The following is a 23,580-nucleotide window of genomic DNA, read 5'->3' as shown; positions in this document are numbered from 1 at the left end:
CATCATGCTGAACTGGAACGAATACCGGAAGGAACTCTCGACGCGGATCGGCGACATCGCCAAGCTGTCGCCCGATACGCTGGCCGGCTACAACGCGCTGTCCGGCGCGGGCGCCAAGACCGGCCATCTCGACGCGAAAACGCGCGAGCTGATCGCGCTCGCGGTGGCCGTCACGACGCGCTGCGACGGCTGTATCGCCGTGCATACGGCCGAAGCGGCCAAGCATGGCGCGACCAAGGAGGAAGTGGCGGAAGCGCTCGGCGTCGCGATCGCGTTGAATGCGGGCGCGGCGCTCGTCTATTCGGCGCGCGTGATGGACGCGCTCGGCGACTGAGCCCGCGCGGTGCGGCACGACCGTCGTGCCGCACCGCATCGTCGCGTTGCGCTGCGTGGCGCCCGGCCGCTTGGCCGGGCGGTTGCACATCGCGCCCACGAGCCCGACATGTGTGACGAATGTCGGCGACTCGCGCGGACGCGCGAGCGTCGCGGAGTCGGCTACCATGCGCGAACGATACATCGTGAAGGAGCGCTCCATGTGCCGCTGGCTCGCTTATACGGGTAATCCGATCCATCTGGAAACCGTGCTGTTCCGCGCGAAGCATTCGCTGATCGACCAGAGCCTGCATGCGGAGCTGGGCGCGACGACCACCAACGGTGACGGCTTCGGCATCGGCTGGTACGGGCACCCCGACGAACTTCCGTTCCGCTATCGCTCCGTGCATCCCGCATGGAACGACCGCAACCTGCGCGAGGCCGCGCGTGCGATCCGCTCGCCGATGTTCGTCGCGCACATTCGCGCGGCGACCGACACGCCCGTGCAGGAAACCAACTGCCATCCGTTCCGCCACGGCCGCTGGCTATTCGCGCACAACGGGCTGATCCGCGACTTCCACAAGCTGCGCCGCGACCTGACGATGAAGGTCGATCCTGCGCTGTTCCCGACGCTCGAAGGCTCGACCGACTCCGAACTGATGTTTCGCCTCGCGCTGACGTACGGTCTCGAGCAGGCGCCACTGCCGGCGCTCGAACGGATGGTCGGCGTGGTGGAGGAAACCGCCGCGCGGCATCGCGTCGCCGATCCGCTCAACATGACGATCTGCGCGACCGACGGCGAACGGATCGTCGCGGCGCGCTATTCGAGCGAACGGCAATCGCGCTCGCTGTTCCACAGCACGTCGTTCAAGCATCTGCACGAACTGTATCCGCATAACCCGCGCATCGCCGAAGCCGGCGACGATGCGTTCATGGTCGTGTCGGAGCCGCTCGTCGACCTGCGCGGCGCGTGGGAGGAAGTGCCGGAGGGAATGGCGATCGTCGCGCACGGCGCCGATGTGCAGCAGCGGCCGTTCGGACCGCGGCACAGGTGACGTGCCGCCTTCCTGACGCAATCCAGCGTATTCAGGTGGCGAATACTTCAGCGCGACAAGGCAATCGCGGCGATCCGGCTTTCAAGGAGACCGGCGCTCGGCGCTGCCGACGCAATCGGAAGGGATGCCAAGCGTCGCCCGGCAAATAAGGTTGGAAAACATGCCCCCGGATAATTTCCCAATTCGATAATGAGTGACAGAGACGCATCGCAAAAGCAGCGCTGTACCGACTATTGCGATTTTTCGCCGAATAAAAGATTAATTCCCTTGTGACTTCATGCCGCCCCGGAACCCCGGGCGATAAATCGACTCACGGTCAAGAACCCTGTCGACGACACACATTTATTTCGAATTATTACGCCGGACCGGCAATCATTACCGGACAGATGAGGGTCGCACACCGTCGCGCCGCCTGAAGGCGAACGCTTATTCCCGATCAAAATATTCAGGTTACAAATTTTTAAAGGCCCCGTTACAATTCGGCGACGAATGAATTCGCATCAATAAAGTACGACGCAGCTGCCGGCACATCGAATCCGAGATGACGCAAGATCTCCCAAATTCCCGCCCTGTCATGTCGACGGCCAATCAATCCGTGCTTTCCAGCATGAAGCAGGACCATGCCTTCGTGGTATGGCTCACTGGTGTGTCCGGTGCCGGTAAATCGACGCTCTCGAATCTTCTGAAGGAACAGCTCGATGCGCGCGGCCTTCGGACTTTTCTGCTGGACGGCGACCAGCTTCGCGAAGGATTGAATCAGGATCTGGGATTCAGCGACGCAGACCGCCACGAGAACATTCGCCGGACGGCCGAGGTCGCGCGCCTGATGGTAGCTGCCGGGCTCGTCGTCATCGTTGCGCTGATCTCGCCGTTTCGGGAGGCACGCGCCAAAGCGCGCGCACGTTTCCCGCAGGGCATGTTTTTCGAAGTCTTCGTCGACGTTGCGCTGGATGTGGCGGAAGCGCGCGACCCCAAAGGGCTCTACGCACGGGCAAGGCAAGGGACGCTTCGGCAGTTCACCGGCATCGAATCGACCTATGAAAAACCGGTATCGCCCGACGTGCATGTGCGCACGGGCGAAGCAGGTCCGCGGGAATGCGTGCACGCGATCATGCAGAAATTGCCGTTGAACAGCTGATGCACGTCGTCGAACGTCGCCGGCCGCCCGTCGTGAACCCCCATCACCGCGAGCACCGGGCCATCGTCGGCCACCGCGACGCGATCTGACCGAAAACCCGTCACCCCCTTCCCGCGCGGCGCGACGCACCGGCTGACGAACCCCGGCAAGATTCCGCCCGAACTGATCGAAGTCCAGTGGGGCACATATCCCGGCGAGCACGACGTCGTCCGCGTCGAGGACACCTACGGCCGCGCAGCGCAGTGAGCGACGCTATACCCGGCGCGCCACGACAGGCCGGACTTCAAACGGGCAGCACGCACCCACGTCGTGCCGGCTTTTCATTACGTCAACCAATGTCAGCCCGGTTGCCCGCCGCTCACAGGTCAGGTTATAAAAGCGCCTCCCATTCCGGTGCATGCGCCGCCCTTTTACCCTTGACTTCGGAGAACGCGTGATCGATCTCGCCACCGCCCAGCAATTCCTGATGACCCGCGGCCTCGACTTCGGCCTCAACCTCCTCGCCGCCATCGTGTTGTGGTTCGTCGGCCGCTGGGCGATCCGCATCGGTACCCGCCTGCTCGGCAAGGTCGTTCGCCGCAGCGGCAAGGTCGACCCGACGCTCACCGACTACCTGACGTCCGTCGTCGGCGTGCTGCTGACGATCCTGCTGATCCTCGCGATCCTGCAGATCTTCGGCGTACAGACGACCTCGTTCGCCGCACTGCTCGCCGGCCTCGGCCTCGCGATCGGCACCGCCTGGGGTGGTCTGCTCGCGCATTTCGCCGCCGGCGTGTTCATGCAGGTGCTGCGCCCGTTCAAGATCGGCGACGTGATCAGCGCGGGCGGCGTCACGGGCACCGTGAAGGAGCTCGGCCTGTTCGGCACGACGATCATCACCGCCGACAACATCGTGACGATCGTCGGCAACAACAAGATCTTCTCGGACAACATCGCGAACTACAGCGCGACGCCGCATCGCCGCGTCGACCTGACCGCGAAGATCGCGCACAGCGTGGACGCGGCCGATGCGATCAACCGTCTGAAGACGCAGATCCAGCTGGTGCCGAACGTGCTGAAAGTGCCGGCGCCGGACGTCGGCGTGCTGCAGTTCACGCCGGAAGGCCCGCTGCTGTTCGTGCGGCCGTCGACTCAGCCGGAGCACTACTGGCAGGTGTACTGCGACACCAATCGCGTGATCCTCGATACGTTCCGCGAAGCCGGCTATCCGACGCCCGAAACCCCGGTCTCGCAACGCAACGCGTGACGGAAGCGGCGGCCGAACCGCACGAAAAAAAAGCGTGGCACTCTCGCCACGCTTTTTTATTGCGCGTCGAAACCCGTCGCGCCGCGTCAGCGCCCGCCCGCCTTCGGCGCCCCGTCCGAGCGCCGCCCGCGCACGAGCTTCCACACCGCGCCGAGCGCGACCGGCACGATCGCCGCGCCGATCCCGACCAGCACGATCACGTTCAGGTACTGGCGGATGAACGGGATGTTGCCGAAGAAATAGCCGAGCAGCACAAGCAGCAGCACCCACACCAGCGCGCCGATCACGTTGAACAACTGGAAGCGTGCGACGCTCATCGACGACGCCCCCGCGACGAACGGCGCGAACGTGCGCACGACGGGAATGAAGCGCGCGAGCACGATCGTCTTGCCGCCGTGCTTGTCGTAGAACGTGTGGGTCTTCTGCAGCGCGGCGCGATCGAGGAACCGCTCGAGCACCGGGATATGCGTATTGAACACCTTCGGGCCGACCCAGCGGCCGATCAGATAGTTCACGGTGTTGCCGGCAATCGCCGCGACGAGCAGCAGCACGATCAGCAGGCCGACGTTCATTTCGCCCGTCGCCGCGAACGCGCCGCCGATGAACAGCAGCGAATCGCCGGGCAGGAACGGGAATACGACGAGGCCCGTCTCGCAGAACACGATCAGGAACAGCACGAGATAGACCCATGCACCGTACTGCCGGATGAAATCGCCGAGGAAAGCGTCGATATGCAGGACAAGGTTGACGAAATGAAGCAGCGTATCCAAATGCGATTCCTCGAAGGCGATGGGGCCGGAACGGCCGGAACAGGCCAGACATGGCCGAGGCGGCCGCCAGCCAAGGCGGCGCGTGCAACCCAGCGATGATACCGAAACTACCTTAAGGCTCCGTGAAAAAACGTAACGGCCGGCAGCCCCGGCACGCGTTCGCCGCCTCGCTATAATTCGGCCATGTCCGATATCACCGAAACGGCCGCGGGCGCCGCACCCGCCCCTGCCGCGCGCCCGCTGCGCGCGATCCAGCCCCTGCCCGACCAGCTGATCAGCCAGATCGCCGCCGGCGAGGTCGTCGAACGCCCGGCGTCGGTCGTCAAGGAGCTGCTCGAGAACGCAATGGACGCCGGCGCGACGACGCTGCGCATCGTGCTGGAAGAAGGCGGCGTCAAGCGCATCTCGATCACCGACGACGGCTGCGGGATTCCGCCGGACGAACTGGCGCTCGCGCTGATGCGCCACGCGACCAGCAAGATCCGCTCGCTCGAGGAGCTCGAGGCGGTCGCGACGCTGGGTTTTCGCGGCGAAGCGCTCGCGTCGATCGCGTCGGTCGCCGAAATGTCGATCACGAGCCGGACGGCCGATGCCGCGCATGCGATGAAGATCGATGCGCAGACGGGCGTGCTGTCGCCCGCCGCCGGCTCGATCGGCACGACGATCGAGGTACGCGAGCTGTACTTCAACACGCCCGCGCGGCGCAAGTTCCTGAAGAGCGAGCAGACCGAATTCGGCCACTGCCTGGAAATGATCCGCCGCGCGGCGCTCGCGCGGCCGGACGTCGCGATCTCGGTGCTGCACAACGGCAAGGCCGTCGAGCACTGGAATGCGACCGAGCCCGCGCAGCGCGTCGCGAAGATTCTCGGCGACGGCTTCGCGACCGCGCACCTGCCGCTCGACGAGCAGGCCGGCCCGCTCGCCGTGTACGGCTGCGCCGGCTTGCCGACCGCGAGCCGCGGGCGCGCCGACCAGCAGTACTTCTTCGTGAACGGCCGCTTCGTGCGCGACAAGCTGCTGACGCACGCGGTGCGTGCGGCCTACGAGGACGTGCTGCACGGCGACCGCTACCCGTCGTACGTGCTGTTCCTCGACCTGCCGCCCGAAGCCGTCGACGTGAACGTGCATCCGTCGAAGATCGAAGTGCGGTTCCGCGATTCGCGCTCGATCCACCAGTACGTGTTCCACGCGGTGCAGCGGGCGCTCGCGCGCCATGCGGGCGCGTCGCCGGAAACCACGGCGGGCGGCCATGCCGCGCATCTCGAACCCGCGCCGCGCGGGCCCGCATCGTTTCTCGATACGCCGCTCGGCCAAAGCCCGGGCCACGCGACAGGCGGCAGCGGCGGAGTCGGCGGTAGCGGCTTCTCGTCGCCGTCTTCGTCATCGTCATCGTCGTCCGGCAACACGTGGATGCGCCAGGCGCGGATGACGCAAGGCACGCTGCCCGTCGCGCAGCCGCTCGCGCTCTATGACGCGCTGTTCGGCCGCAAGGACAGCGGCGCGGGCACGCCCGCCGGCACGACGCTCATCGCCCGCGATGCGGCCGACGCGGCCGACGTGCCGGTCGCGCCGCTGTCGGGTGTCGCCGCGTCGCCGCTCGCCGCCGGCGCGCACGACGAGCAGCCGCTCGGCTTCGCGCTCGGCCAGATCCACGGGATCTACGTGTTGGCACAGAACGCATACGGCCTCGTGATCGTCGACATGCACGCGGCGCACGAGCGGATCCTGTACGAGCAGTTCAAGAACGCGCTCGCCGACCGCACGGTCGCCGTGCAGTCGCTGCTGCTGCCGATCTCGATGACGGCCACGCCGGTCGAGATCGGCACGGTCGAGGAAGAGCGCGACACGCTCGAATCGCTCGGCTTCGACCTCGCGGTGCTGTCGCCGACGACGCTCGCCATCCGCGCGGTGCCGGCGCTGCTGAAGGATGCCGACCTGCAGTCGCTCGCGCGCGCCGTGCTCGCCGACCTGCATGCATTCGGCGGCTCGCGCGTGCTCACCGAGCGCCAGCACGAACTGCTCGGCACGCTCGCGTGCCATCACGCGGTGCGCGCGAACCGGCGCCTGACGCTCGACGAGATGAACGCGCTGCTGCGCCAGATGGAAGCGACCGAGCGCGCGGACCAGTGCAATCACGGCCGGCCGACCTGGTATCAGCTCACGCTGAACGATCTCGACCGTCTCTTCATGCGCGGGCAATGAGCGCTTCTTCGCAGCCCGCTCAGACGACGATCGCCTGCCTGCTCGGCCCCACCGCTTCGGGGAAGACCGCCGCGGCGCTGGCGCTCGCCGCGCGCCGCCCGATCGAGATCGTCAGCGTCGATTCGGCGCTCGTCTACCGCGACATGGATATCGGTACCGCGAAACCGTCGCGCGACGAGCGCGCGAGCGTGCCGCATCACCTGATCGACATCATCGACCCGGCCGACGCGTATTCGGCCGCGGAATTCCGTGCGGACACGCTGCGGCTGATCGGCGAGATCGTCGCGCGCGGCCGCACGCCGCTGCTCGCGGGCGGCACGATGCTGTACTACAAGGCGCTGACGCAAGGGCTCAACGACCTGCCGGGCGCCGACCCGGAGGTCCGCGCGGCACTCGACGCCGACGCCGCGCGCGATGGCTGGCCCGCGCTGCACGCGCGGCTCGCGCAGGTCGATCCCGACACGGCCGCGCGGCTTGCGCCGAACGATTCGCAGCGGATCCAGCGTGCGCTCGAAATCTTCATGCTGAGCGGGCAACCGATGTCGGCGCTGCTCGCCGCGCCGCGCCGTACGGACGATGCGGCCGCCGCGTACCGCTTCGTGCCGGTCGCACTCGAGCCGTCGGACCGCGCGGTGCTGCACGCGCGGATCGCGCAGCGCTTCGACGCGATGCTCGACGCGGGCTTCATCGACGAAGTCGAACGGCTGCGCCGCCGCGACGATCTCCATCCCGACCTGCCGTCGATGCGTTGCGTCGGCTACCGGCAGGCGTGGGAATTCCTCGACGGCGCCACCGACTACCGGACGATGCGCGACAAGGGCATCTTCGCGACACGCCAGCTGTGCAAGCGCCAGATCACGTGGCTGCGCGCGATGCCGGAGCGGATCATCGTCGATTGCATCGCGCCGGATTCGACGGCCCGCGCGCTCGACGCCCTCGAACGCGTGCTCGACGGCCGCATGCCCGGCTGACGCGTCAGCCGGCCCGACGCACCGCCAGGCGCGCGCGGGCGCCGTCGACGATCCACGCGATACCGCGCTCGAACGCTTCGTCGTCGCTGCGCTCGCGCAGCGCGGCCCAGCCTTTCGCGAGCAACGGGTACTCTGCCGCGTCCGGCAGCGGCGCATCGGCACCTGCACCCGGCCCCGCCTGCTCTTCCAGCACCCATCCGACCACGAAGCGGCTGATCGCGACCATCACGTCGACCGCCTCGTCCGGCGTGAACCCCGCGTCGCCGAGCAGCGCGACCTTGCGTTCGATCGAGCTGAAATGCAGCGCGCGCGGCCGCGTGCCGGCATGCAGGCGCGCGCCGTCGCGATAGGCCAGCAGCGCGCGGCGAAAACTGCGTGCATTCTCCGCGAGCCACGCATCCCACACGTCGTCCGGCTGCGGCAGCGACGCGCCGTGACGCTCCAGCATGATCGCTTCGGCCATCGCGTCGAGCAGCTCGGCCTTGTTCCTGAAATGCCAGTACAGCGTTGGCGACTGCACGCCGAGCCGTTCGGCGAGCCGCCGCGTCGACAGCCCGTCGATCCCCACCTCGTCCAGCAATTCGAGCGCCGCGCGCAATACGGTGTCGCGCGTCAATCGCGCGCCTGTGTCCTTCATCTCTATCACCGATAGGGAAACTGTGGAATACTTCACACTCTATCATCGATAGAGTGACACCCTTGAATCCGTCCCTGATTGCCATCCTGGCCACGGTCCTGCTCGACGCGATCGGCGTCGGGATCGTGATGCCGATCCTGCCCGGGCTGCTGCGCTCGCTCGCCGCGTCGGGCAGCACCGACACCCACTACGGAATCCTGCTCGCGCTGTACGCGTGCGCGCAGTTCCTGTGCGCACCGCTGCTCGGCGCGCTGAGCGACCGTTTCGGCCGCCGCCCGGTACTGCTCGCATCGCTCGCGGGCGCGGCGCTCGACTATCTGCTGATGGCGCTCGCGCCGACGCTCGCATGGCTTTACGTCGGCCGGCTGATCGCGGGCATCACCGGTGCGAACGTCGCGGTCGCGACCGCGTACGTGACCGACGTGACGGCCGAACCCGACCGCGCACGACGCTACGGCCAGCTCGGCGCGATGATGGGCATCGGCTTCATCGCCGGCCCGCTGATCGGCGGGCTGCTCGGCGCACTGCACCTGCGTGCGCCGTTCGTCGCGGCCGCGTTGCTCAACGCGCTGAATCTCGTGCTCGTGTGGCGCGTGCTGCCGGAATCGCGGCCGCGCCCGGCCCGGGAAGGCCGGACGGTCGGCGCGCTCAACCCGTTCGCAAGCCTGCGCCGGCTGAGCGGCGCGCCCGCGCTCGCGCCGCTGGTCGGCATCTACGTAATCGTGGCACTCGTGTCGCAGGCGCCCGCGACGCTGTGGATCCTGTACGGCCAGGCACATTTCGGCTGGTCGACGCCGGTCGCGGGGCTGTCGCTCGCCGGTTACGGCGCGTGCCACGCGCTCGCGCAGGCATTCGCGATCGGGCCGCTGATCGCGCGGCTCGGCGAGCGGCGCGCGCTCGCGCTCGGCCTCGCGGGCGACGCGCTCGGGCTTGCGGTCATCGCGTTCGCGACCGCCCCATGGGTGCCGTTCGCGCTGCTGCCGTTGTTCGCGGCCGGCGGCATGACGCTGCCGGCCTTGCAGGCGATGCTCGCGCGGCAGGTCGACGATACGCGCCAGGGCGAACTGCAAGGCGCGCTGGCGAGCGTGGCGAGCCTGATCGGCATCGCAGGGCCGCTGGTCGTCACCGCGACCTACGCGGCGACGCGCGCGACCTGGCCGGGCCTCGTGTGGGCCGCGGCCGCGCTGCTGTACCTGTTCGTGCCACCGTTGCTGGCCGGCGCGCGCCCGGCGAACGCACCGCGCGCATCCGCGTAAGCGTCGCCGCGCGCCGGCCCGCCACGCAGCGCCCGAAAAAAAAGCCGCCCGGATCGACTCCGGGCGGCTTTTCCTGCTGCATCTGCTTGTGGTGCGTCAGACCACGACCGTCTGGGCCTCGCCTTCGCGGGTCGCACGCACGGTGCCGATCTTCCACACCTGTTCGCCGGCGGCGGTCAGGTCGGCGATCGCTGCGTCGGCATCGGCCGCCGAGACGATCACGGCCATCCCGATCCCGCAATTGAACACGCGATGCATTTCCGCGTCGGCGACGCCGCCGTGCTCCTGCAGCCACTTGAACAGCGGCGGCAGCGGCCATGCGTTCTGGTCGAGCTCGGCGGTGAGGCCTTCGCGCAGCACGCGCGGGATGTTCTCGACGAGGCCGCCCCCGGTGATGTGCGCCATGCCCTTCACCGACAGCTTCTGCATCAGCGCGAGCAGCGGCTTCACGTAGATGCGCGTCGGCGCCATCAGCGCGTCAGCCAGCGAGCGGCCATGGAAATCGGCCGATAGATCCGGGTTCGCGCGCTCGATGATCTTGCGCACCAGCGAAAAGCCGTTCGAGTGGATGCCGCTCGATGCGAGGCCCAGCACGACGTCGCCTTCGGCGATCGTGCTGCCGTCGATGATCTTGCTCTTCTCGACCGCGCCGACCGCGAAGCCGGCAAGGTCGTATTCGCCGTCCGGGTACATGCCCGGCATTTCGGCCGTTTCGCCGCCGATCAGCGCGCAGCCCGACAGCTCGCAGCCCTGCGCGATGCCCTTGACGACGGTGGCGGCCGTGTCGACGTCGAGCTTGCCGCATGCGAAGTAGTCGAGGAAGAACAGCGGCTCGGCGCCCTGGACGAGGATGTCGTTCACGCTCATCGCGACGAGATCCTGGCCGACGGTGTCGTGTTTGTTCAGATGAAAGGCCAGCTTGAGCTTGGTGCCCACGCCGTCGGTGCCGGACACGAGCACGGGCTCCTTGTACTTCTTCGGCACTTCGAACAGCGCGCCGAACCCGCCGATGCCGCCGAGCACGCCGTCGCGCAGGGTTTTCTTCGCAAAAGGCTTGATCTTGTCGATGAGCGCGTCGCCTGCGTCGATGTCGACACCTGCGTCGCGATAGGACAGACCCTGAGCGTCGGGAGCGGATTTCGGAGGATTCATGGGGGAATGCGAGAAGGTCGGTAAAATGCGATTTTACCCGAAGCCGGCCCGTTGGCCGGAATTCCCAGCACCGAATCGTCAGGGATTGCATCTTGGTCAACACGTCCCCGTTTTCATCGCCGGGCGAAGCGCGCCGAAACCCGCGCCGCGCCGCCGTGCGTACGGTCGCGCGTGAAGCCAGCCCAGGCGCCTTCCCCCGCGCGTGCCCGGCGTACGGCACGCGTTTTTTCAACCGATCCGCATTGTGACTGCTGTGTCCCGTCAACTGACGCTCGATCTCGGCACGCCGCCGCCCGCCACGTTCGACAACTTCATCATGAGCGACGAGAACGACGAGCTCGTCACGCGCCTGCAGAAGCTCGATCTCGCGCTCGCGGCCGGCCCCGTGCCGGACCGGTCGTTCTACATCTGGGGCGAACCCGGCAGCGGCCGTACCCACTTGCTGCAGGCGCTCGTGAGCGACGCGTCGTACGGCTATGCACGCTACCTGACGCCGCAGAGCCCGCTCGGCGCGTTCACGTTCGACCCGCGCATCGGCATCTACGCGATCGACGATTGCGACCGGATGAGCGACACGCAGCAGGTCGCGCTGTTCAACCTGTTCAACGAAGTGCGCGCACACCCGTCGAGCGCGTTCGTCGCGGCGGGCCCGGCGGCGCCGCTCGCGCTCGACGTACGCGAGGATCTGCGCACGCGCCTCGGCTGGGGGCTCGTGTTCCACCTGACGCCGCCGTCCGACGCCGGCAAGATCGCGGTGCTCAAGCTCGCGGCGAAGGAGCGCGGGATCGCGCTCACCGACGACATCGCCGCCTACCTGCTGACCCATTTTCGCCGCGACATGCCGAGCCTGATGGCGTTGCTCGACGCGCTCGACCGCTTTTCGCTCGAGCAGAAACGCGCGGTCACGCTGCCGCTGCTGCGCCGGATGCTCGCGCGCCCGGGCGACGACATCACACCACCGGGCACGGGCCCGAACCGCTTCGAGTAAAATGCGCTTCCATGACTAATCTGGCACTCTTTGACCTCGATCACACGCTGATCCCGACCGATAGCGACCACGAATGGGGCCGCTTCATGGTGAAGCTCGGCATCGTCGACGCGGAAAGCTTCTCGCGTCAGAACGACCAGTTCTTCGCCGACTACAAGGCCGGCCGGCTCGACATCCACGCGTACCTCACGGCGATGCTCACGCCGCTCGCGAAGTATTCGCGCGCGCAGCTGGCCGAATGGCACGAGCAGTACATGCACGAGGTGATCCGGCCCGCGATGACGCCCGCCGCGCTCGAACTCGTGCGCCAGCACCTCGACGCGGGCGACCTGTGCTGCGTCGTGACGGCGACCAACGAATTCATCACGCGCCCGATCGCGACCGCGTTCGGCGTCGACACGCTGATCGCGTGCGAGGTCGAAACGACCGACGGGCATCCCGATTCGCCGTACACGGGCCGGCCGACCGGCACGCCGAGCTATCGCGAAGGCAAGATCGTGCGCACCGAAGCATGGCTCGCGTCGCTCGGCAAGCACTGGGACGACTTCGAACACAGCTACTTCTACAGCGACTCGCACAACGACATCCCGCTGCTCGAGAAAGTCACCGACCCGATCGCGACCAACCCTGACGACACGCTGCGTGCGCATGCAAGCACCCGCGGCTGGCGTATCCTCGATCTCTTCTGAACGTCGTGATCAAAAAATTCATTCGAAAGCTGCTCGGCCAGGACGAAACCGAGAAAACGCCTTCCGCACCGGCCCGGGCCGACGAAGCGGCCCCTGCTGCCCCGCGCGCCCCGAAGGGCGCCCGCGGCGGCGGCACGAAAAAACCGCGCAGCAACCATGAGCCGACCGTCGTGCCGGCCAGCGTGCACGGCATCAATCCGGCGCTGATCTCGAAGAACGCGGTGCGCGTGACCGACACGCTGCAACAGGCAGGTTTTCGCGCGTTCATCGTCGGCGGCGCGGTGCGCGACCTGCTGCTCGGCATCGCGCCGAAGGACTTCGACGTCGCGACCGACGCGACGCCGACCGAGGTGCAGCGCCTGTTCCGCCGCGCGCGCCTGATCGGCCGCCGCTTCCAGATCGTCCACGTGCAGTTCGGCCAGGAACTGATCGAGGTGTCGACGTTCCGCGCGCTGGTCGACGCGCCGCCCGAGGCAGCCGCGGCAACGACCGAGCCGCCGAGGCGCCTGAAGCGCGACGAACTCGATCGCCGCACGCACGCGGTCGACGCGAGCGGCCGCGTGCTGCGCGACAACGTGTGGGGCGAGCAGCACGAGGACGCCGCGCGCCGCGACTTCACGATCAACGCGATGTACTACGACCCGTCGACGCAGACGGTGCTCGACTATCACGACGGGATGGCCGACGTACGCGCCCGCCTGTTGCGGATGATCGGCGATCCGGCCACCCGCTTCCGCGAGGATCCGGTGCGGATGCTGCGCGTCGTGCGCTTCGCGGCGAAGCTCGATTTCGAGATCGAGCCGCATACGCGCGAGCCGATCCACGCGCTCGCCGACCTGATCAACAACGTGCCGGCCGCGCGCCTGTTCGACGAAATGCTGAAGCTGCTGCTGTCGGGCCACGCGCTCGCGTGCCTGCAGCGGCTGCGCAAGGAAGGGCTGCACCACGGGCTGCTGCCGCTGCTCGACGTCGTGCTCGAACAGCCGCAGGGCGAGAAGTTCATCACGCTCGCGCTGAACAACACCGACGCGCGCGTGCGCGCCGGCAAGCCGGTGTCACCGGGCTTCCTGTTCGCGACGCTGCTGTGGCACGACATGCGCCAACGCTTCGAGCAATACACGGCGGCGGGCGAAATTCCGGTGCCGGCGCTCCATCGCGCGATGGACGACGTGCTCGACATGCAGACCGAGAAACTCGCGATCCACAAGCGCTACTCGGCCGACATGCGCGAGATCTGGGGCCTGCAGTTGCGCCTGGAGAAACGCTCGGGCCGCAGCGCGATGCGGCTGCTGGAACACCAAAGGTTTAGAGCGGGGTATGATTTCCTCCTGTTACGCTGCGAATCCGGCGAGCTCGATACGGAAGTCGGACAGTGGTGGACGGATTTCATCGAAGGCGACGCGGCCGCTCGCGAGGCATTGCTCACGCAGGGCGGCTCGAAGGAAAAATCGCCCCGCAAGCGCCGCCGCCGCGGCGGTGCGCGAAACCGCAAGCCGGGTGAAGGCGCCGCCGAGCAGGCGCCGGATACCGCCGGCGATACCGCGAGCGGTTCCGACGACTGACGCGCGCGCCGGCGAACGACGTAGGAAGTGATGCCATGACGGTTGCATATATCGGACTGGGGGCGAATCTCGGCGATGCGCGCCAGACCCTGAAGGACGCGGTGGTGTGCCTCGCGCAGCAGCGCACCATCTCGATCCTCGGGAAATCGAGCCTGTATCGCACGGCGCCGTTCGAAGCGGGCGGCGACGACTACTACAACTGCGTCGTCAAGCTCGACACGACGCTGTCGGCCCGCGAGCTGCTCGCGCTCTGCCAGAAGATCGAACATCACTTCGGCCGCGAGCGCCCGTATCGCAATGCGCCGCGTACGCTCGACCTCGACATCCTGCTGTTCGGCGCCGATTCGATCGACGAACCCGACCTGATCGTCCCGCACCCGCGCCTCACCGACCGCGCCTTCGCGCTCGTGCCGCTCGTCGAGATCGAGCCGGCGCTCGACATCCCCGCGCGCGGCCGTGCCGACGCCTTTCTCGCCGCCGTCGCGGATCAGCGCGTCGAAAAGGTGCAAACCTGCCAGTGCCCGATGCAAAAGGCGCTTGCTGCCGGCGAAGACGCCGACAAGACCCGCTGCCGATGAACGCCACTCCGCTGACCGTCACCGCGCCCGACCTGCGCGCCCCGCACCGCTATCTCGTGATCGAAGGCCCGATCGGCGTCGGCAAGACGACGCTCGCGCGCCTGCTCGGCGAGCGCTGGTCGATGCAGGCGCTGCTCGAGCGCCCGCAGGACAACCCGTTCCTCGAACGCTTCTATCGCGACACCGCGCGCTACGCGTTGCCGGTCCAGCTGTCGTTCGCGCTGCAGCGCGCCCAGCAGGCGCGCGAGCTGATCGGCGCGCTCGACACGGGCCGCCCCGTCATCGCCGATTTCATGCCGCAGAAGAACGACATCTTCGCGCGGCTGAACCTGCCGGAAGACGAGTGGCAGCTGTATCGCTCGGTCGCCACGCACGTCGACGTGCCACAGGCGCCGTCGCCCGATCTCGTCGTCTACCTGCAGGCCAGCCCCGAGGTGCTGTTCTCGCGCATCCAGAAGCGCGGGACGCCGATGGAGCTGCAGATCAGCGACGCGTACCTGCGCTCGCTCGTCGACGCGTACAACGAATTCTTCTACCACTACGACCGCACGCCGGTGCTGACGGTCGCGGCCGAACACCTGAATCCGCTGGATTCCCCCGAAGATCTCGCCCTGCTGGTCGAGCGCATCGAGACGATGCGCGGCCGCAAGGAATTCTTCGTCAAGGGCGAGACGACGCGCTGACGCGTCCCGCCTGTCGTTTCTCACCCACCGACCCGGATTTCCCATGACCTATCTCCAGGAATCGAGCCGGCCTGCCGTGACGGTCCCCAAGCTGCAGGCAATGCGCGACGCCGGCGAGAAGATCGCGATGCTCACGTGCTACGACGCGAGCTTTTCCGCGCTGCTCGATCGCGCCGGCACCGACGTGCTGCTGATCGGCGATTCGCTCGGCAACGTGTTGCAGGGCCACACGACCACGCTGCCCGTGTCGATCGACGACATCGCGTACCACACCGCCTGTGTCGCCCGGGCGCAGCCGCGCGCGCTCGTCGTCGCCGATCTGCCGTTCGGCACGTACGGGACGCCGGCCGACGCGTTCGCGAACGCGGTCAAGCTGATGCGCGCGGGCGCGCAGATGGTCAAGCTCGAAGGCGGCGAATGGCTCGCCGATACGATCCGCTTCCTCGTCGAACGCTCGGTGCCCGTGTGCGCGCACCTCGGCCTCACGCCGCAGTCGGTGCATGCGTTCGGCGGCTTCAAGGTGCAGGGCAAGACCGAAGCCGGCGCCGCGCAATTGCTGCGCGACGCGCGCGCGATCGAGGATGCCGGTGCGCAGCTCGTCGTGCTCGAAGCCGTGCCGACGCTCGTCGCGGCCGAGGTCACGCACATGCTGAAGATTCCGACAATCGGCATCGGCGCGGGCGTCGACTGCTCGGGGCAGGTGCTCGTGCTGCACGACATGCTCGGCGTGTTCCCCGGCAAGCGGCCGCGCTTCGTGAAGGATTTCATGCACGGGCAGCCGAACATTCAGGCGGCCGTCGAAGCGTACGTGAGCGCGGTGAAGGATCGGTCGTTTCCGGGCCCGGAACATTCGTTCTGAGTGGGCCGGCAGCGCCGTGGCACACTGCCGACGTTCGCTGCAGCACACTCGCTGAGCTGACCGGCAATGCGGTACGCCGTTTCTCGTACTGCATGACCGGACAACGCGTACTTTCTAAATCGTCCTATTTCTACACGCCTTCGTCGCGGCGACCATCGAACCTTCGTCAATCGAAGGAGCGGCAAAAGATGGCTCATGTGTATGAAAAGGCGGCTGAACTCGTCGGGCAAAAGCTGGCAGGCGATGGCGAGTGCGTCGCGCTGGTCAAGATCTATACTTCCGTCGGCCCTACCGCCATCTGGCGACCGGAAAAAAAGCAGGCGGCGACCGGAGTATCCGCGTCGGAACCGTCATTGCAACTTTCGAGAACGACCGCTACCCGAGCCGATCGCATGGCAATCATGCGGCGTTCTATCTGGGCCAGGATGTGCGTGGCATCCACGTCGTTGAACAGTGGCGCTCACTCAAGGCCATTCAGAGAAGATGCATACCGTTCAAAGGCAAGGACAAGAATGGCCGCTACATCGATCCGAGCAATAACGCCGATGCATTCTCGGTCGTGAAATGAGGATGCGCATGCGCCAAACATCGCATCGACTGCTCGCCATCGCCGCGCTCGCGTACAGTTCGCTCGTCGCATTACCCGCGTCAGCTGCAGCAGCAGAGTGCCCCGCACGCGTTGCCGTTACCCAGCAGCTCGATGGCCAACCGCCCAATGGCTGGAAAAACTTCGACACGCAAGATACTTATCCGCTTGCCGCCGTCAGGTTCTGGTCAGGACCGCCGGACCGGATGACGTCGTTGGTGCCGAACCGCTCGCGTTCCGAGTCCAACAGCGATATTTATATCTGGTCGCTCGGCGAAAACAGTGAAGACTATTGGGTTTCGTGCGACTACGGCAATACGAGCGTCGTGATCGCACGGCCACTGGGCAAACAGGCACAGACCTGCGTCGCGCGCTACCGACGTGGGCACGCTATCGTACAAAGCTGGCAATGTACGCCGCAGAAGTAATCCGCGTTCAGGCCGGTGCGCAGCCGTGAAGCAAGCGCGCTGCCATCGGCCCGCGCAACGCATTGCAGATCATCAGCTCATCCGCGTTCAGCACATCGTCGAGCGTCAGCACGCGCTCTTTGGCGCCTACTGCCGGATCGTCGAGCAGCACACCGCGCAGCACGCCGGGCAGCACGCCGCACGACAGCGGTGGCGTCACCCACACACCATCCAGCTTCACGAACACGTTCGAGCGCCCGCCTTCCGTCACCTCGCCGCGCTCGTTGACGAACAGCATGTCGAACCCGCCTAGCGCCTCCGCCGCTTGCCACGCGCGGTCGTATTCGGTGCGGCGCGTGGTCTTGTGCAGCAGCAGTGGGTCGTCGGCCCGAGTCGGCGCGAAGCCGTGCGCAGAGGCCAGCAGCACGCCGACCGGCCCTGCCGGCAGCGCCTTGAGCGGCGCCGCTGCGATCTCGATCGTGCCGTCCTTCGCGAGCGCGAGCTTCATCCGATACGCGCCGTCGCCGTCGAGCGCCGCGCAGCGCGCATCGATCTCGCGACGCAACGCGTCGGCGTCGAAGCGGAAGCCGAATGCATCGGCGCTGCGCTGCAGCCGTGCGAGATGGCGATCGAGATGCCGGATGCCGTCCGTCCGCGTGGCGGCCGTCGTTTCGAACAACTGGAAGCCGGGATCGGCGTCCGTCAGGAATCGCGCTTTCAATTCGCACTCCGCATATTCGTCGGCCGCGACGCTGTCGAGCACGATGCCCGCGCCAACGCCCATCGTGCCGCGTCGCCGGCCGGCTACCGCGATGGCGGTGCCCGTGTCGTCCGTGTCGTCCGTGTCGTTGCCGATACCGTCCGCACCGACCGTCAGCGTCCGGATCGCCACCGACAGGCAGAAATCGCCGCAACCGTCCGCCGCACCGTGCAACGCCTCGCACGCGTCTTCCTTCGGTGCGTCGAGCCAGCCAATCGCACCGGTATACAACCCGCGCGGCGTCGACTCGATCGCGTCGATCAGCTGCATCGTCTTGTACTTCGGCGCGCCCGTAATCGACCCGCAAGGAAACAGCGCGCGCAGCATCTGCGCGAACGTCGTGCCGTCGCGCCAGCCGGCCTCGACCGTCGACGTCATCTGCCACACAGATGCATACGGCTCGACCGAGAACAGCGCCGGCACCTTGACGGTGCCCGTGCGCGCGATCCGCGACACGTCGTTGCGCAGCAGGTCGACGATCATCACGTTTTCCGCACGGTTCTTCGGGTCATTCGCGAGGAACGCGGCCGCTGCCGTGTCTTCACGTGGATCGGCCGAACGCGGCGCGGTGCCCTTCATCGGCCGCGCGCGCAGCACGTCGCCGTGCTTCTCGACGAACAGCTCCGGCGAGCACGATACGACCCATGCGCCGTCCGGCAGCGCGATCAGCGCGCCGTACCGCACGGGTTGGCGCGCGCGCAGCCGCCGGTACAGCGCGAGCGGCGTGCCGAACACGTCGAAATTCAGCCGGTACGTGTAGTTGACCTGATACGAATCGCCCGCGCGCAACGCGTCGTGCACCGCGGCGATCGCCGCGTCGAACGCATCGCGCGACACGCTCTTCGCGACGTGCGCGACACCCGCGATCGACGGCGTGCCGCCGCCGTCCTGCTGCACGAGCCATGCATCGACGTCGTCGCGCGACAGCCGCTCGCAGCGTGCATACAGCAAAAAGCGCAGCGGGGCATGGCCCGGCTGCGCCCGTTGCAGGTTGCGTCCGAATTCGTAATCGCCGACGACGACCGCATGCAGCCCGTCGCGCAGATCCTGCGCAACCGCCGCATCGATGGCGTCGAGCTGCGCCGGGTCCGTGCACACGCGTTCGCGCACGAAGTCCGAATACAAACGACTCGACCGCGCGGACGCGGTCGAGTCGCAATCGTCCAAGAGCGCGAACGACGCGCTCTCGTTGCCTTCAGTCATGCCATTACTCGAAGAAGCTCTTCACACGGTCGAACCAGCTCTTGCTCTGCGGGCTGTGACGCGCGCCGCCCTCGGCCAGCGACTTCTCGAACTGCTTGAGCAGGTCGCGCTGGTGGTCGGTCAGCTTCACGGGCGTCTCGACCTGCACGTGTACGTACAGATCGCCCGCAATGCTCGAACGCAGCCCCTTGATCCCCTTGCCGCGCAGGCGGAACGTCTTGCCCGACTGCGTGCCTTCCGGCACCGGGAACGACGCACGGCCTGCCAGCGTCGGTACCTCGATCTCGCCGCCAAGTGCGGCGGTCGTGAACGGAATCGGCATCTGGCAGTGGAGATCGTCGCCGTCGCGCTCGAACACCGCATGCGGCTTGATGTGGATCTCGACGTACAGGTCGCCTGGCGGCCCGCCGTTGATGCCCGGCTCGCCGTTGCCGGCCGAGCGGATCCGCATCCCGTCGTCGATCCCGGCCGGAATCTTCACTTCGAGCGTCTTGGTTTCCTTCACCTTGCCCGACCCGTGGCAATGCGCGCACGGCTCGGGGATGTAGGTACCCGTGCCATGGCACTTCGGGCAGGTCTGCTGGATGCTGAAAAAGCCCTGCGACATGCGCACCGTGCCCTGGCCATGACAGGTCGGGCAGGTTTCCGGCTTCGTGCCGGGCTTCGCGCCCGAACCGTGGCAGACTTCGCACGACACCCAGCTCGGCACGCGGATCTGCGTGTCGTAGCCGTGCGCGGCCTGCTCGAGCGTGATTTCCATGCTGTAGCGCAGGTCGGCGCCGCGGTACACCTGCGGGCCGCCGCGGCCGCCGCGCGCGGCGCCGCCCGCGGCCTGGCCGAAGATGTCGCCGAAGATGTCGCCGAATGCATCCGCGAAGCCGCCGAAGCCTTGTGCACCCGCACCGCCCATGTTCGGATCGACGCCCGCGTGGCCGTACTGGTCGTACGCGGCCCGCTTCTGTCCATCCGACAGCATTTCATAGGCTTCCTTCGCCTCCTTGAAATGCTCTTCCGCATCCTTGCTGTCCGGATTGCGGTCAGGGTGATACTTCATCGCAAGCTTGCGATATGCCTTCTTGATTTCGTCGTCGCTCGCATTCTTCGCGACGCCCAGAACCTCGTAGTAATCCCGTTTCGCCATATCGATTCACTGTGCCGCCACGCATCGCGCACGCGGCGGCTCCTTTCGCCCGCAGTAAAGTCTCTCGACTCGTCTGGCGCTGCACCGTCCGCGGACGGCTCGCGCAGCACCTGCCAAAAAACAAATGTGCCCGGAGGGCCGCGAAGCCCGCCAGGCGTGGAGTCGATCCGGCCATCCGGAAGGAAAGACAGACCGCTGTTCAGCCGCGCCGCGCGCGTATCGCGCGCGGCGTGCGGTGCCATCGCAACCCGGCTTAGTCCTTCTTCACTTCCTTGAACTCGGCGTCGACGACGTCGTCGGCAGCCTGTTGCGCACCACCCGCATGGGCCGCGCCTTCCGTCGCACCGGCCGCGCCGGCCGCACCCGCCTGCTGGGCCTGCATGTCGGCGTACATCTTCTCGCCGAGCTTCTGCGAGACCTTGCCGAGTTCCTCGACCTTCGCGTCGATCGCCGCCTTGTCGGCCGACGTGTCCTTCAGCGCGTCCTCGAGCGACTTCAGCGCCGCTTCGATCGCTTCCTTCTCGCCCGCGTCCAGCTTGTCGCCGTACTCGGTCAGCGCCTTCTTCGTGCTGTGGACCAGCGCGTCGCCCTGGTTGCGCGAATCGGCCAGCTCGCGCAGCTTGTGGTCTTCCGCTGCGTTCGCTTCCGCATCCTTGATCATCTGGTCGATTTCAGCCTCGGACAGGCCCGAGTTCGCCTTGATCGTGATCTTGTTTTCCTTGCCGGTCGCCTTGTCCTTCGCGCCGACGTGCAGGATGCCGTTCGCGTCGATGTCGAAGGTCACTTCGATCTGCGGCACGCCGCGCGGTGCCGGCGGGATGCCTTCGAGGTTGAACTCGCCGAGCAGCTTGTTGCCCGCCGCCATTTCGCGTTCGCCCTGGAACACCTTGATCGTCACGGCCGACTGGTTGTCGTCCGCCGTCGAATACACCTGAGCGTGCTTCGTCGGAATCGTCGTGTTCTTGTTGATCATCTTCGTCATCACGCCGCCGAGCGTCTCGATACCGAGCGACAGCGGGGTCACGTCGAGCAGCAGCACGTCCTTGCGGTCGCCCGACAGCACCTGGCCCTGGATCGCCGCGCCGACCGCAACGGCTTCGTCCGGGTTCACGTCACGGCGCGGATCCTTGCCGAAGAACTCCTTCACCTTCTCCTGCACCTTCGGCATGCGGGTCTGGCCGCCGACCAGGATCACGTCGTCGATGTCCGACACCTTGACGCCTGCGTCCTTGATCGCGATGCGGCACGGCTCGATCGTGCGCTCGACGAGGTCTTCCACCAGCGCTTCCAGCTTCGCGCGGGTGATCTTCAGGTTCAAGTGCTTCGGGCCCGACGCGTCCGCCGTGATGTACGGCAGGTTGATTTCGGTCTGCTGGCCCGACGACAGCTCGATCTTCGCCTTTTCGGCGGCTTCCTTCAGGCGCTGCAGCGCGAGCACGTCCTTGGACAGGTCGACGCCCTGCTCCTTCTTGAACTCGCCGATGATGTAATCGATGATGCGCTGGTCGAAGTCTTCGCCGCCGAGGAACGTGTCGCCGTTGGTCGACAGCACTTCGAACTGCATTTCGCCGTCGACGTCCGCGATCTCGATGATCGACACGTCGAACGTGCCGCCGCCGAGGTCATACACGGCGATCTTGCGGTCGCCCTTCTCGACCTTGTCGAGACCGAACGCGAGCGCGGCTGCCGTCGGCTCGTTGATGATCCGCTTGACTTCGAGGCCCGCGATGCGGCCGGCGTCCTTGGTCGCCTGGCGCTGGCTGTCGTTGAAGTACGCCGGCACCGTGATCACGGCTTCCGTGACCGGCTCGCCGAGGTAGTCTTCGGCCGTCTTCTTCATCTTGCGCAGCACTTCGGCCGACACCTGCGGCGGCGCGAGCTTTTCGCCGTGCGCTTCGACCCATGCATCGCCGTTGTCGGCCTTGATGATCGAGTACGGCATCAGGCCGATGTCCTTCTGGACTTCCTTCTCTTCGAAGCGGCGGCCGATCAGGCGCTTCACCGCGAACAGCGTGTTCTTCGGGTTGGTCACCGACTGGCGCTTGGCCGGCGCGCCGACGAGCACTTCGTTATCGTCCATGTACGCGATGATCGACGGCGTCGTGCGCGTGCCTTCCGAGTTCTCGATGACCTTGACCTGGTTGCCTTCCATGATCGCGACGCACGAGTTCGTGGTGCCGAGGTCAATACCGATGATCTTTCCCATTTTTTCCTAATCTCCAGAAATGCTTGTTTGCTGCGCGAAACGCCGCGTTTTTGGGCGGTTTCGCACGCCAGAATTCAACTCTGTTCCCGAAATGCGTCCGCCCGATCCGTTTTCAAGACCCGACGGGCGATGCGGATATTAAATTTTTTCAATCGCCGCCGGCTAGCGGATCGCACCCGACGGACCGCCGCCCGACACGCTCTTCGCGCGTGCGGCCGCGACGGCTGCCTGGAACTGGACGAGGCCATGCCAGCCCGTCGCGCGGCCCAGCCGCTTGCCGCGATGAAAGAAGAACCACGTCGGCACGCCGTGCAATCCGAAGCGGCGCCCCAGCTCATGGTGTTCGTACACGTTGCAATGGAACCACTTCAGGTCCAGCGCGCGGATCGCGTCGGCCTGCGCGAGCATCGCCTTCTTCGCGATCTCGCAGTTGAAGCAGTCGACGCCCCAGAAGAACACCACGGCCAGCGCATCGCCCGCGCCGGCGATGGCCGCGTCGAACGTGCCGGCGTCGAGCGCCTGCATGTCGAACGCGTCGAACGCGGCCGGATCGACGCCGGCGGGCACCATCTCCGCGGCCTTACTTCGGCTGCGCGACGGTGACGAGCGCCGGGCGCAGCACGCGGTCGGCGATCATGTAGCCCTTTTGCAGCACCGTGACGACGGTGTTCGGCTCCTGCTCGGCCGGCACCATCGAAATGGCCTGGTGCTGGTGCGGATCGAACTTCTCGCCGACCGGGTTGATCGCGACGACACGGCCTTTCTCGAGCGCGCTCGTCAGTTGGCGCAGCGTCAGCTCCACGCCTTCGCGCACCTTCGCGATGTCGCCGGAGGTATCGCCGACGGCCGCTTCCAGGCTGTCCAGCACGGGCAGCAGGTGTTCCGCGAAGCTCTCGATCGCGAACTTGTGCGCCTTCGACACGTCGTCCTGCGCGCGGCGGCGCACGTTCTCGGTCTCGGCCTTCGCTCGCAGGAAGCTTTCCTGGAGCTCGGCGACCTTGGCTTGAGCCTCCGCGAGCGCCGCGTCGGCAGCTTCGGCGGCGGGTGCGGCGCCTTGCGCCGCCTGATTCTCGCTGCCGATGTCTTCGGCCGATTGGGTAGCCGGATTCTCTTGCGTGTTTTCCATGTCGCTGAAAGTCGATTAGAGGTTGAAGCCAAATCGGCGACCGCGGGACGTAT

23 protein-coding genes and 1 pseudogene are annotated in these 23,580 nt (G+C 66.7%); 16 read left to right on the top strand and 8 right to left on the bottom strand.

The window, feature by feature from the left end; all coding sequences use genetic code 11:
* Positions 1–4: 4 nt before the first annotated feature.
* From CFB49_RS03475 to CFB49_RS03450, 5 genes and pseudogenes are all read left to right on the top strand, one after another.
* On the top strand, positions 5–334 hold the full coding sequence (locus CFB49_RS03475) for a carboxymuconolactone decarboxylase family protein (protein WP_069616671.1): 330 nt from the start codon (positions 5–7) through the stop codon (positions 332–334).
* Between the two features lie 199 nt (positions 335–533).
* Complete coding sequence (locus tag CFB49_RS03470) at positions 534–1,367, top strand: class II glutamine amidotransferase (RefSeq protein WP_089435314.1); 834 nt, start codon at positions 534–536, stop codon at positions 1,365–1,367.
* 574 nt (positions 1,368–1,941) lie between these two features.
* Positions 1,942–2,505, top strand: coding sequence for an adenylyl-sulfate kinase (gene cysC, locus CFB49_RS03465; RefSeq protein ID WP_089490694.1), 564 nt, complete (start codon positions 1,942–1,944; stop codon positions 2,503–2,505).
* 102 nt (positions 2,506–2,607) lie between these two features.
* Positions 2,608–2,751, top strand: a pseudogene (locus tag CFB49_RS03455) (mannose-1-phosphate guanylyltransferase/mannose-6-phosphate isomerase); the annotation flags it as partial.
* A 187-nt stretch (positions 2,752–2,938) separates the two neighbouring features.
* On the top strand, positions 2,939–3,751 hold the full coding sequence (locus CFB49_RS03450) for a mechanosensitive ion channel family protein (protein WP_069616674.1): 813 nt from the start codon (positions 2,939–2,941) through the stop codon (positions 3,749–3,751).
* An 86-nt stretch (positions 3,752–3,837) separates the two neighbouring features.
* Here the strand turns inward: CFB49_RS03450 and CFB49_RS03445 are convergent, their stop codons facing one another.
* Positions 3,838–4,521: a DedA family protein gene (locus CFB49_RS03445; RefSeq protein WP_069616675.1), complete on the bottom strand. Its 684-nt coding sequence runs from the start codon at positions 4,519–4,521 to the stop codon at positions 3,838–3,840.
* Between the two features lie 183 nt (positions 4,522–4,704).
* Between CFB49_RS03445 and mutL the strand changes: the two genes are divergently transcribed.
* Together mutL and miaA are read left to right on the top strand one after the other, a co-directional pair.
* Positions 4,705–6,723, top strand: a complete 2,019-nt coding sequence (gene mutL, locus CFB49_RS03440; RefSeq protein ID WP_089490692.1) for a DNA mismatch repair endonuclease MutL — start codon at positions 4,705–4,707, stop codon at positions 6,721–6,723.
* Positions 6,720–7,694 (top strand): tRNA (adenosine(37)-N6)-dimethylallyltransferase MiaA, encoded by a 975-nt coding sequence (gene miaA, locus CFB49_RS03435; protein WP_089434587.1) that lies wholly within the window; start codon positions 6,720–6,722, stop codon positions 7,692–7,694. The genes mutL and miaA overlap by 4 nt, the downstream gene beginning before the upstream one ends.
* Positions 7,695–7,698: 4 nt before the next feature.
* On the opposite strand, the gene tetR is transcribed toward miaA, so the two are convergent.
* Positions 7,699–8,331 (bottom strand): tetracycline resistance transcriptional repressor TetR, encoded by a 633-nt coding sequence (tetR, locus tag CFB49_RS03430; protein WP_089434586.1) that lies wholly within the window; start codon positions 8,329–8,331, stop codon positions 7,699–7,701.
* A 62-nt stretch (positions 8,332–8,393) separates the two neighbouring features.
* On the opposite strand from tetR, the gene tet reads away from it, so the two are divergent.
* Positions 8,394–9,587, top strand: coding sequence for a Tet(A)/Tet(B)/Tet(C) family tetracycline efflux MFS transporter (tet, locus tag CFB49_RS03425; protein ID WP_089490691.1), 1,194 nt, complete (start codon positions 8,394–8,396; stop codon positions 9,585–9,587).
* Positions 9,588–9,683: 96 nt separating this feature from the next.
* Here the strand turns inward: tet and purM are convergent, their stop codons facing one another.
* Complete coding sequence (gene purM, locus CFB49_RS03420) at positions 9,684–10,739, bottom strand: phosphoribosylformylglycinamidine cyclo-ligase (RefSeq protein WP_006484927.1); 1,056 nt, start codon at positions 10,737–10,739, stop codon at positions 9,684–9,686.
* Positions 10,740–10,992: 253 nt separating this feature from the next.
* On the opposite strand from purM, the gene hda reads away from it, so the two are divergent.
* The 8 genes from hda to CFB49_RS35430 all read left to right on the top strand — a co-directional run bounded on the left by hda (position 10,993) and on the right by CFB49_RS35430 (position 17,112).
* Entirely contained in the window at positions 10,993–11,727 is a 735-nt protein-coding gene (gene hda / locus CFB49_RS03415) for a DnaA regulatory inactivator Hda (protein ID WP_069616681.1), read from the top strand.
* 11 nt (positions 11,728–11,738) lie between these two features.
* Positions 11,739–12,416 (top strand): HAD family hydrolase, encoded by a 678-nt coding sequence (locus CFB49_RS03410; RefSeq protein WP_069616682.1) that lies wholly within the window; start codon positions 11,739–11,741, stop codon positions 12,414–12,416.
* A gap of 5 nt (positions 12,417–12,421) precedes the next feature.
* Positions 12,422–13,978, top strand: a complete 1,557-nt coding sequence (gene pcnB / locus CFB49_RS03405; protein ID WP_089490690.1) for a polynucleotide adenylyltransferase PcnB — start codon at positions 12,422–12,424, stop codon at positions 13,976–13,978.
* Between the two features lie 35 nt (positions 13,979–14,013).
* Positions 14,014–14,556 (top strand): 2-amino-4-hydroxy-6-hydroxymethyldihydropteridine diphosphokinase, encoded by a 543-nt coding sequence (folK, locus tag CFB49_RS03400; RefSeq protein WP_034187173.1) that lies wholly within the window; start codon positions 14,014–14,016, stop codon positions 14,554–14,556.
* Positions 14,553–15,239 carry a deoxynucleoside kinase gene (locus CFB49_RS03395; RefSeq protein ID WP_069616684.1) on the top strand — a complete coding sequence of 229 codons (687 nt, stop codon included), beginning with the start codon at positions 14,553–14,555 and terminating at the stop codon, positions 15,237–15,239. The genes folK and CFB49_RS03395 overlap by 4 nt, the downstream gene beginning before the upstream one ends.
* A gap of 43 nt (positions 15,240–15,282) precedes the next feature.
* Entirely contained in the window at positions 15,283–16,098 is an 816-nt protein-coding gene (panB, locus tag CFB49_RS03390) for a 3-methyl-2-oxobutanoate hydroxymethyltransferase (protein ID WP_069616685.1), read from the top strand.
* 250 nt (positions 16,099–16,348) lie between these two features.
* Entirely contained in the window at positions 16,349–16,666 is a 318-nt protein-coding gene (locus CFB49_RS03385) for a BPSL0067 family protein (protein WP_256979896.1), read from the top strand.
* 8 nt (positions 16,667–16,674) lie between these two features.
* Entirely contained in the window at positions 16,675–17,112 is a 438-nt protein-coding gene (locus tag CFB49_RS35430; protein WP_141723330.1) for an STY0301 family protein, read from the top strand.
* Between the two features lie 7 nt (positions 17,113–17,119).
* Here the strand turns inward: CFB49_RS35430 and CFB49_RS03375 are convergent, their stop codons facing one another.
* The 5 genes from CFB49_RS03375 to grpE all read right to left on the bottom strand — a co-directional run bounded on the left by CFB49_RS03375 (position 17,120) and on the right by grpE (position 23,527).
* Positions 17,120–19,054, bottom strand: a complete 1,935-nt coding sequence (locus CFB49_RS03375) for a chorismate-binding protein (protein WP_089490689.1) — start codon at positions 19,052–19,054, stop codon at positions 17,120–17,122.
* Positions 19,055–19,058: 4 nt separating this feature from the next.
* Complete coding sequence (gene dnaJ, locus CFB49_RS03370; protein ID WP_034206478.1) at positions 19,059–20,195, bottom strand: molecular chaperone DnaJ; 1,137 nt, start codon at positions 20,193–20,195, stop codon at positions 19,059–19,061.
* Positions 20,196–20,448: 253 nt separating this feature from the next.
* A complete protein-coding gene (gene dnaK / locus CFB49_RS03365) occupies positions 20,449–22,401 on the bottom strand; it encodes a molecular chaperone DnaK (RefSeq protein WP_069616689.1) in 1,953 nt (650 codons plus the stop codon).
* A 162-nt stretch (positions 22,402–22,563) separates the two neighbouring features.
* Positions 22,564–22,971: a thioredoxin family protein gene (locus CFB49_RS03360; RefSeq protein WP_089490688.1), complete on the bottom strand. Its 408-nt coding sequence runs from the start codon at positions 22,969–22,971 to the stop codon at positions 22,564–22,566.
* A 10-nt stretch (positions 22,972–22,981) separates the two neighbouring features.
* Positions 22,982–23,527 (bottom strand): nucleotide exchange factor GrpE, encoded by a 546-nt coding sequence (grpE, locus tag CFB49_RS03355; protein ID WP_069616691.1) that lies wholly within the window; start codon positions 23,525–23,527, stop codon positions 22,982–22,984.
* Positions 23,528–23,580: the final 53 nt, after the last annotated feature.

Origin of the sequence: Burkholderia sp. AU17457, from assembly GCF_002223255.1 — a bacterium.
Classification (GTDB): Bacteria; Pseudomonadota; Gammaproteobacteria; order Burkholderiales; family Burkholderiaceae; genus Burkholderia; species Burkholderia sola.
Note: the sequence above shows the minus strand (reverse complement) of the source record. Positions and strands in the feature narration are given on the sequence as shown.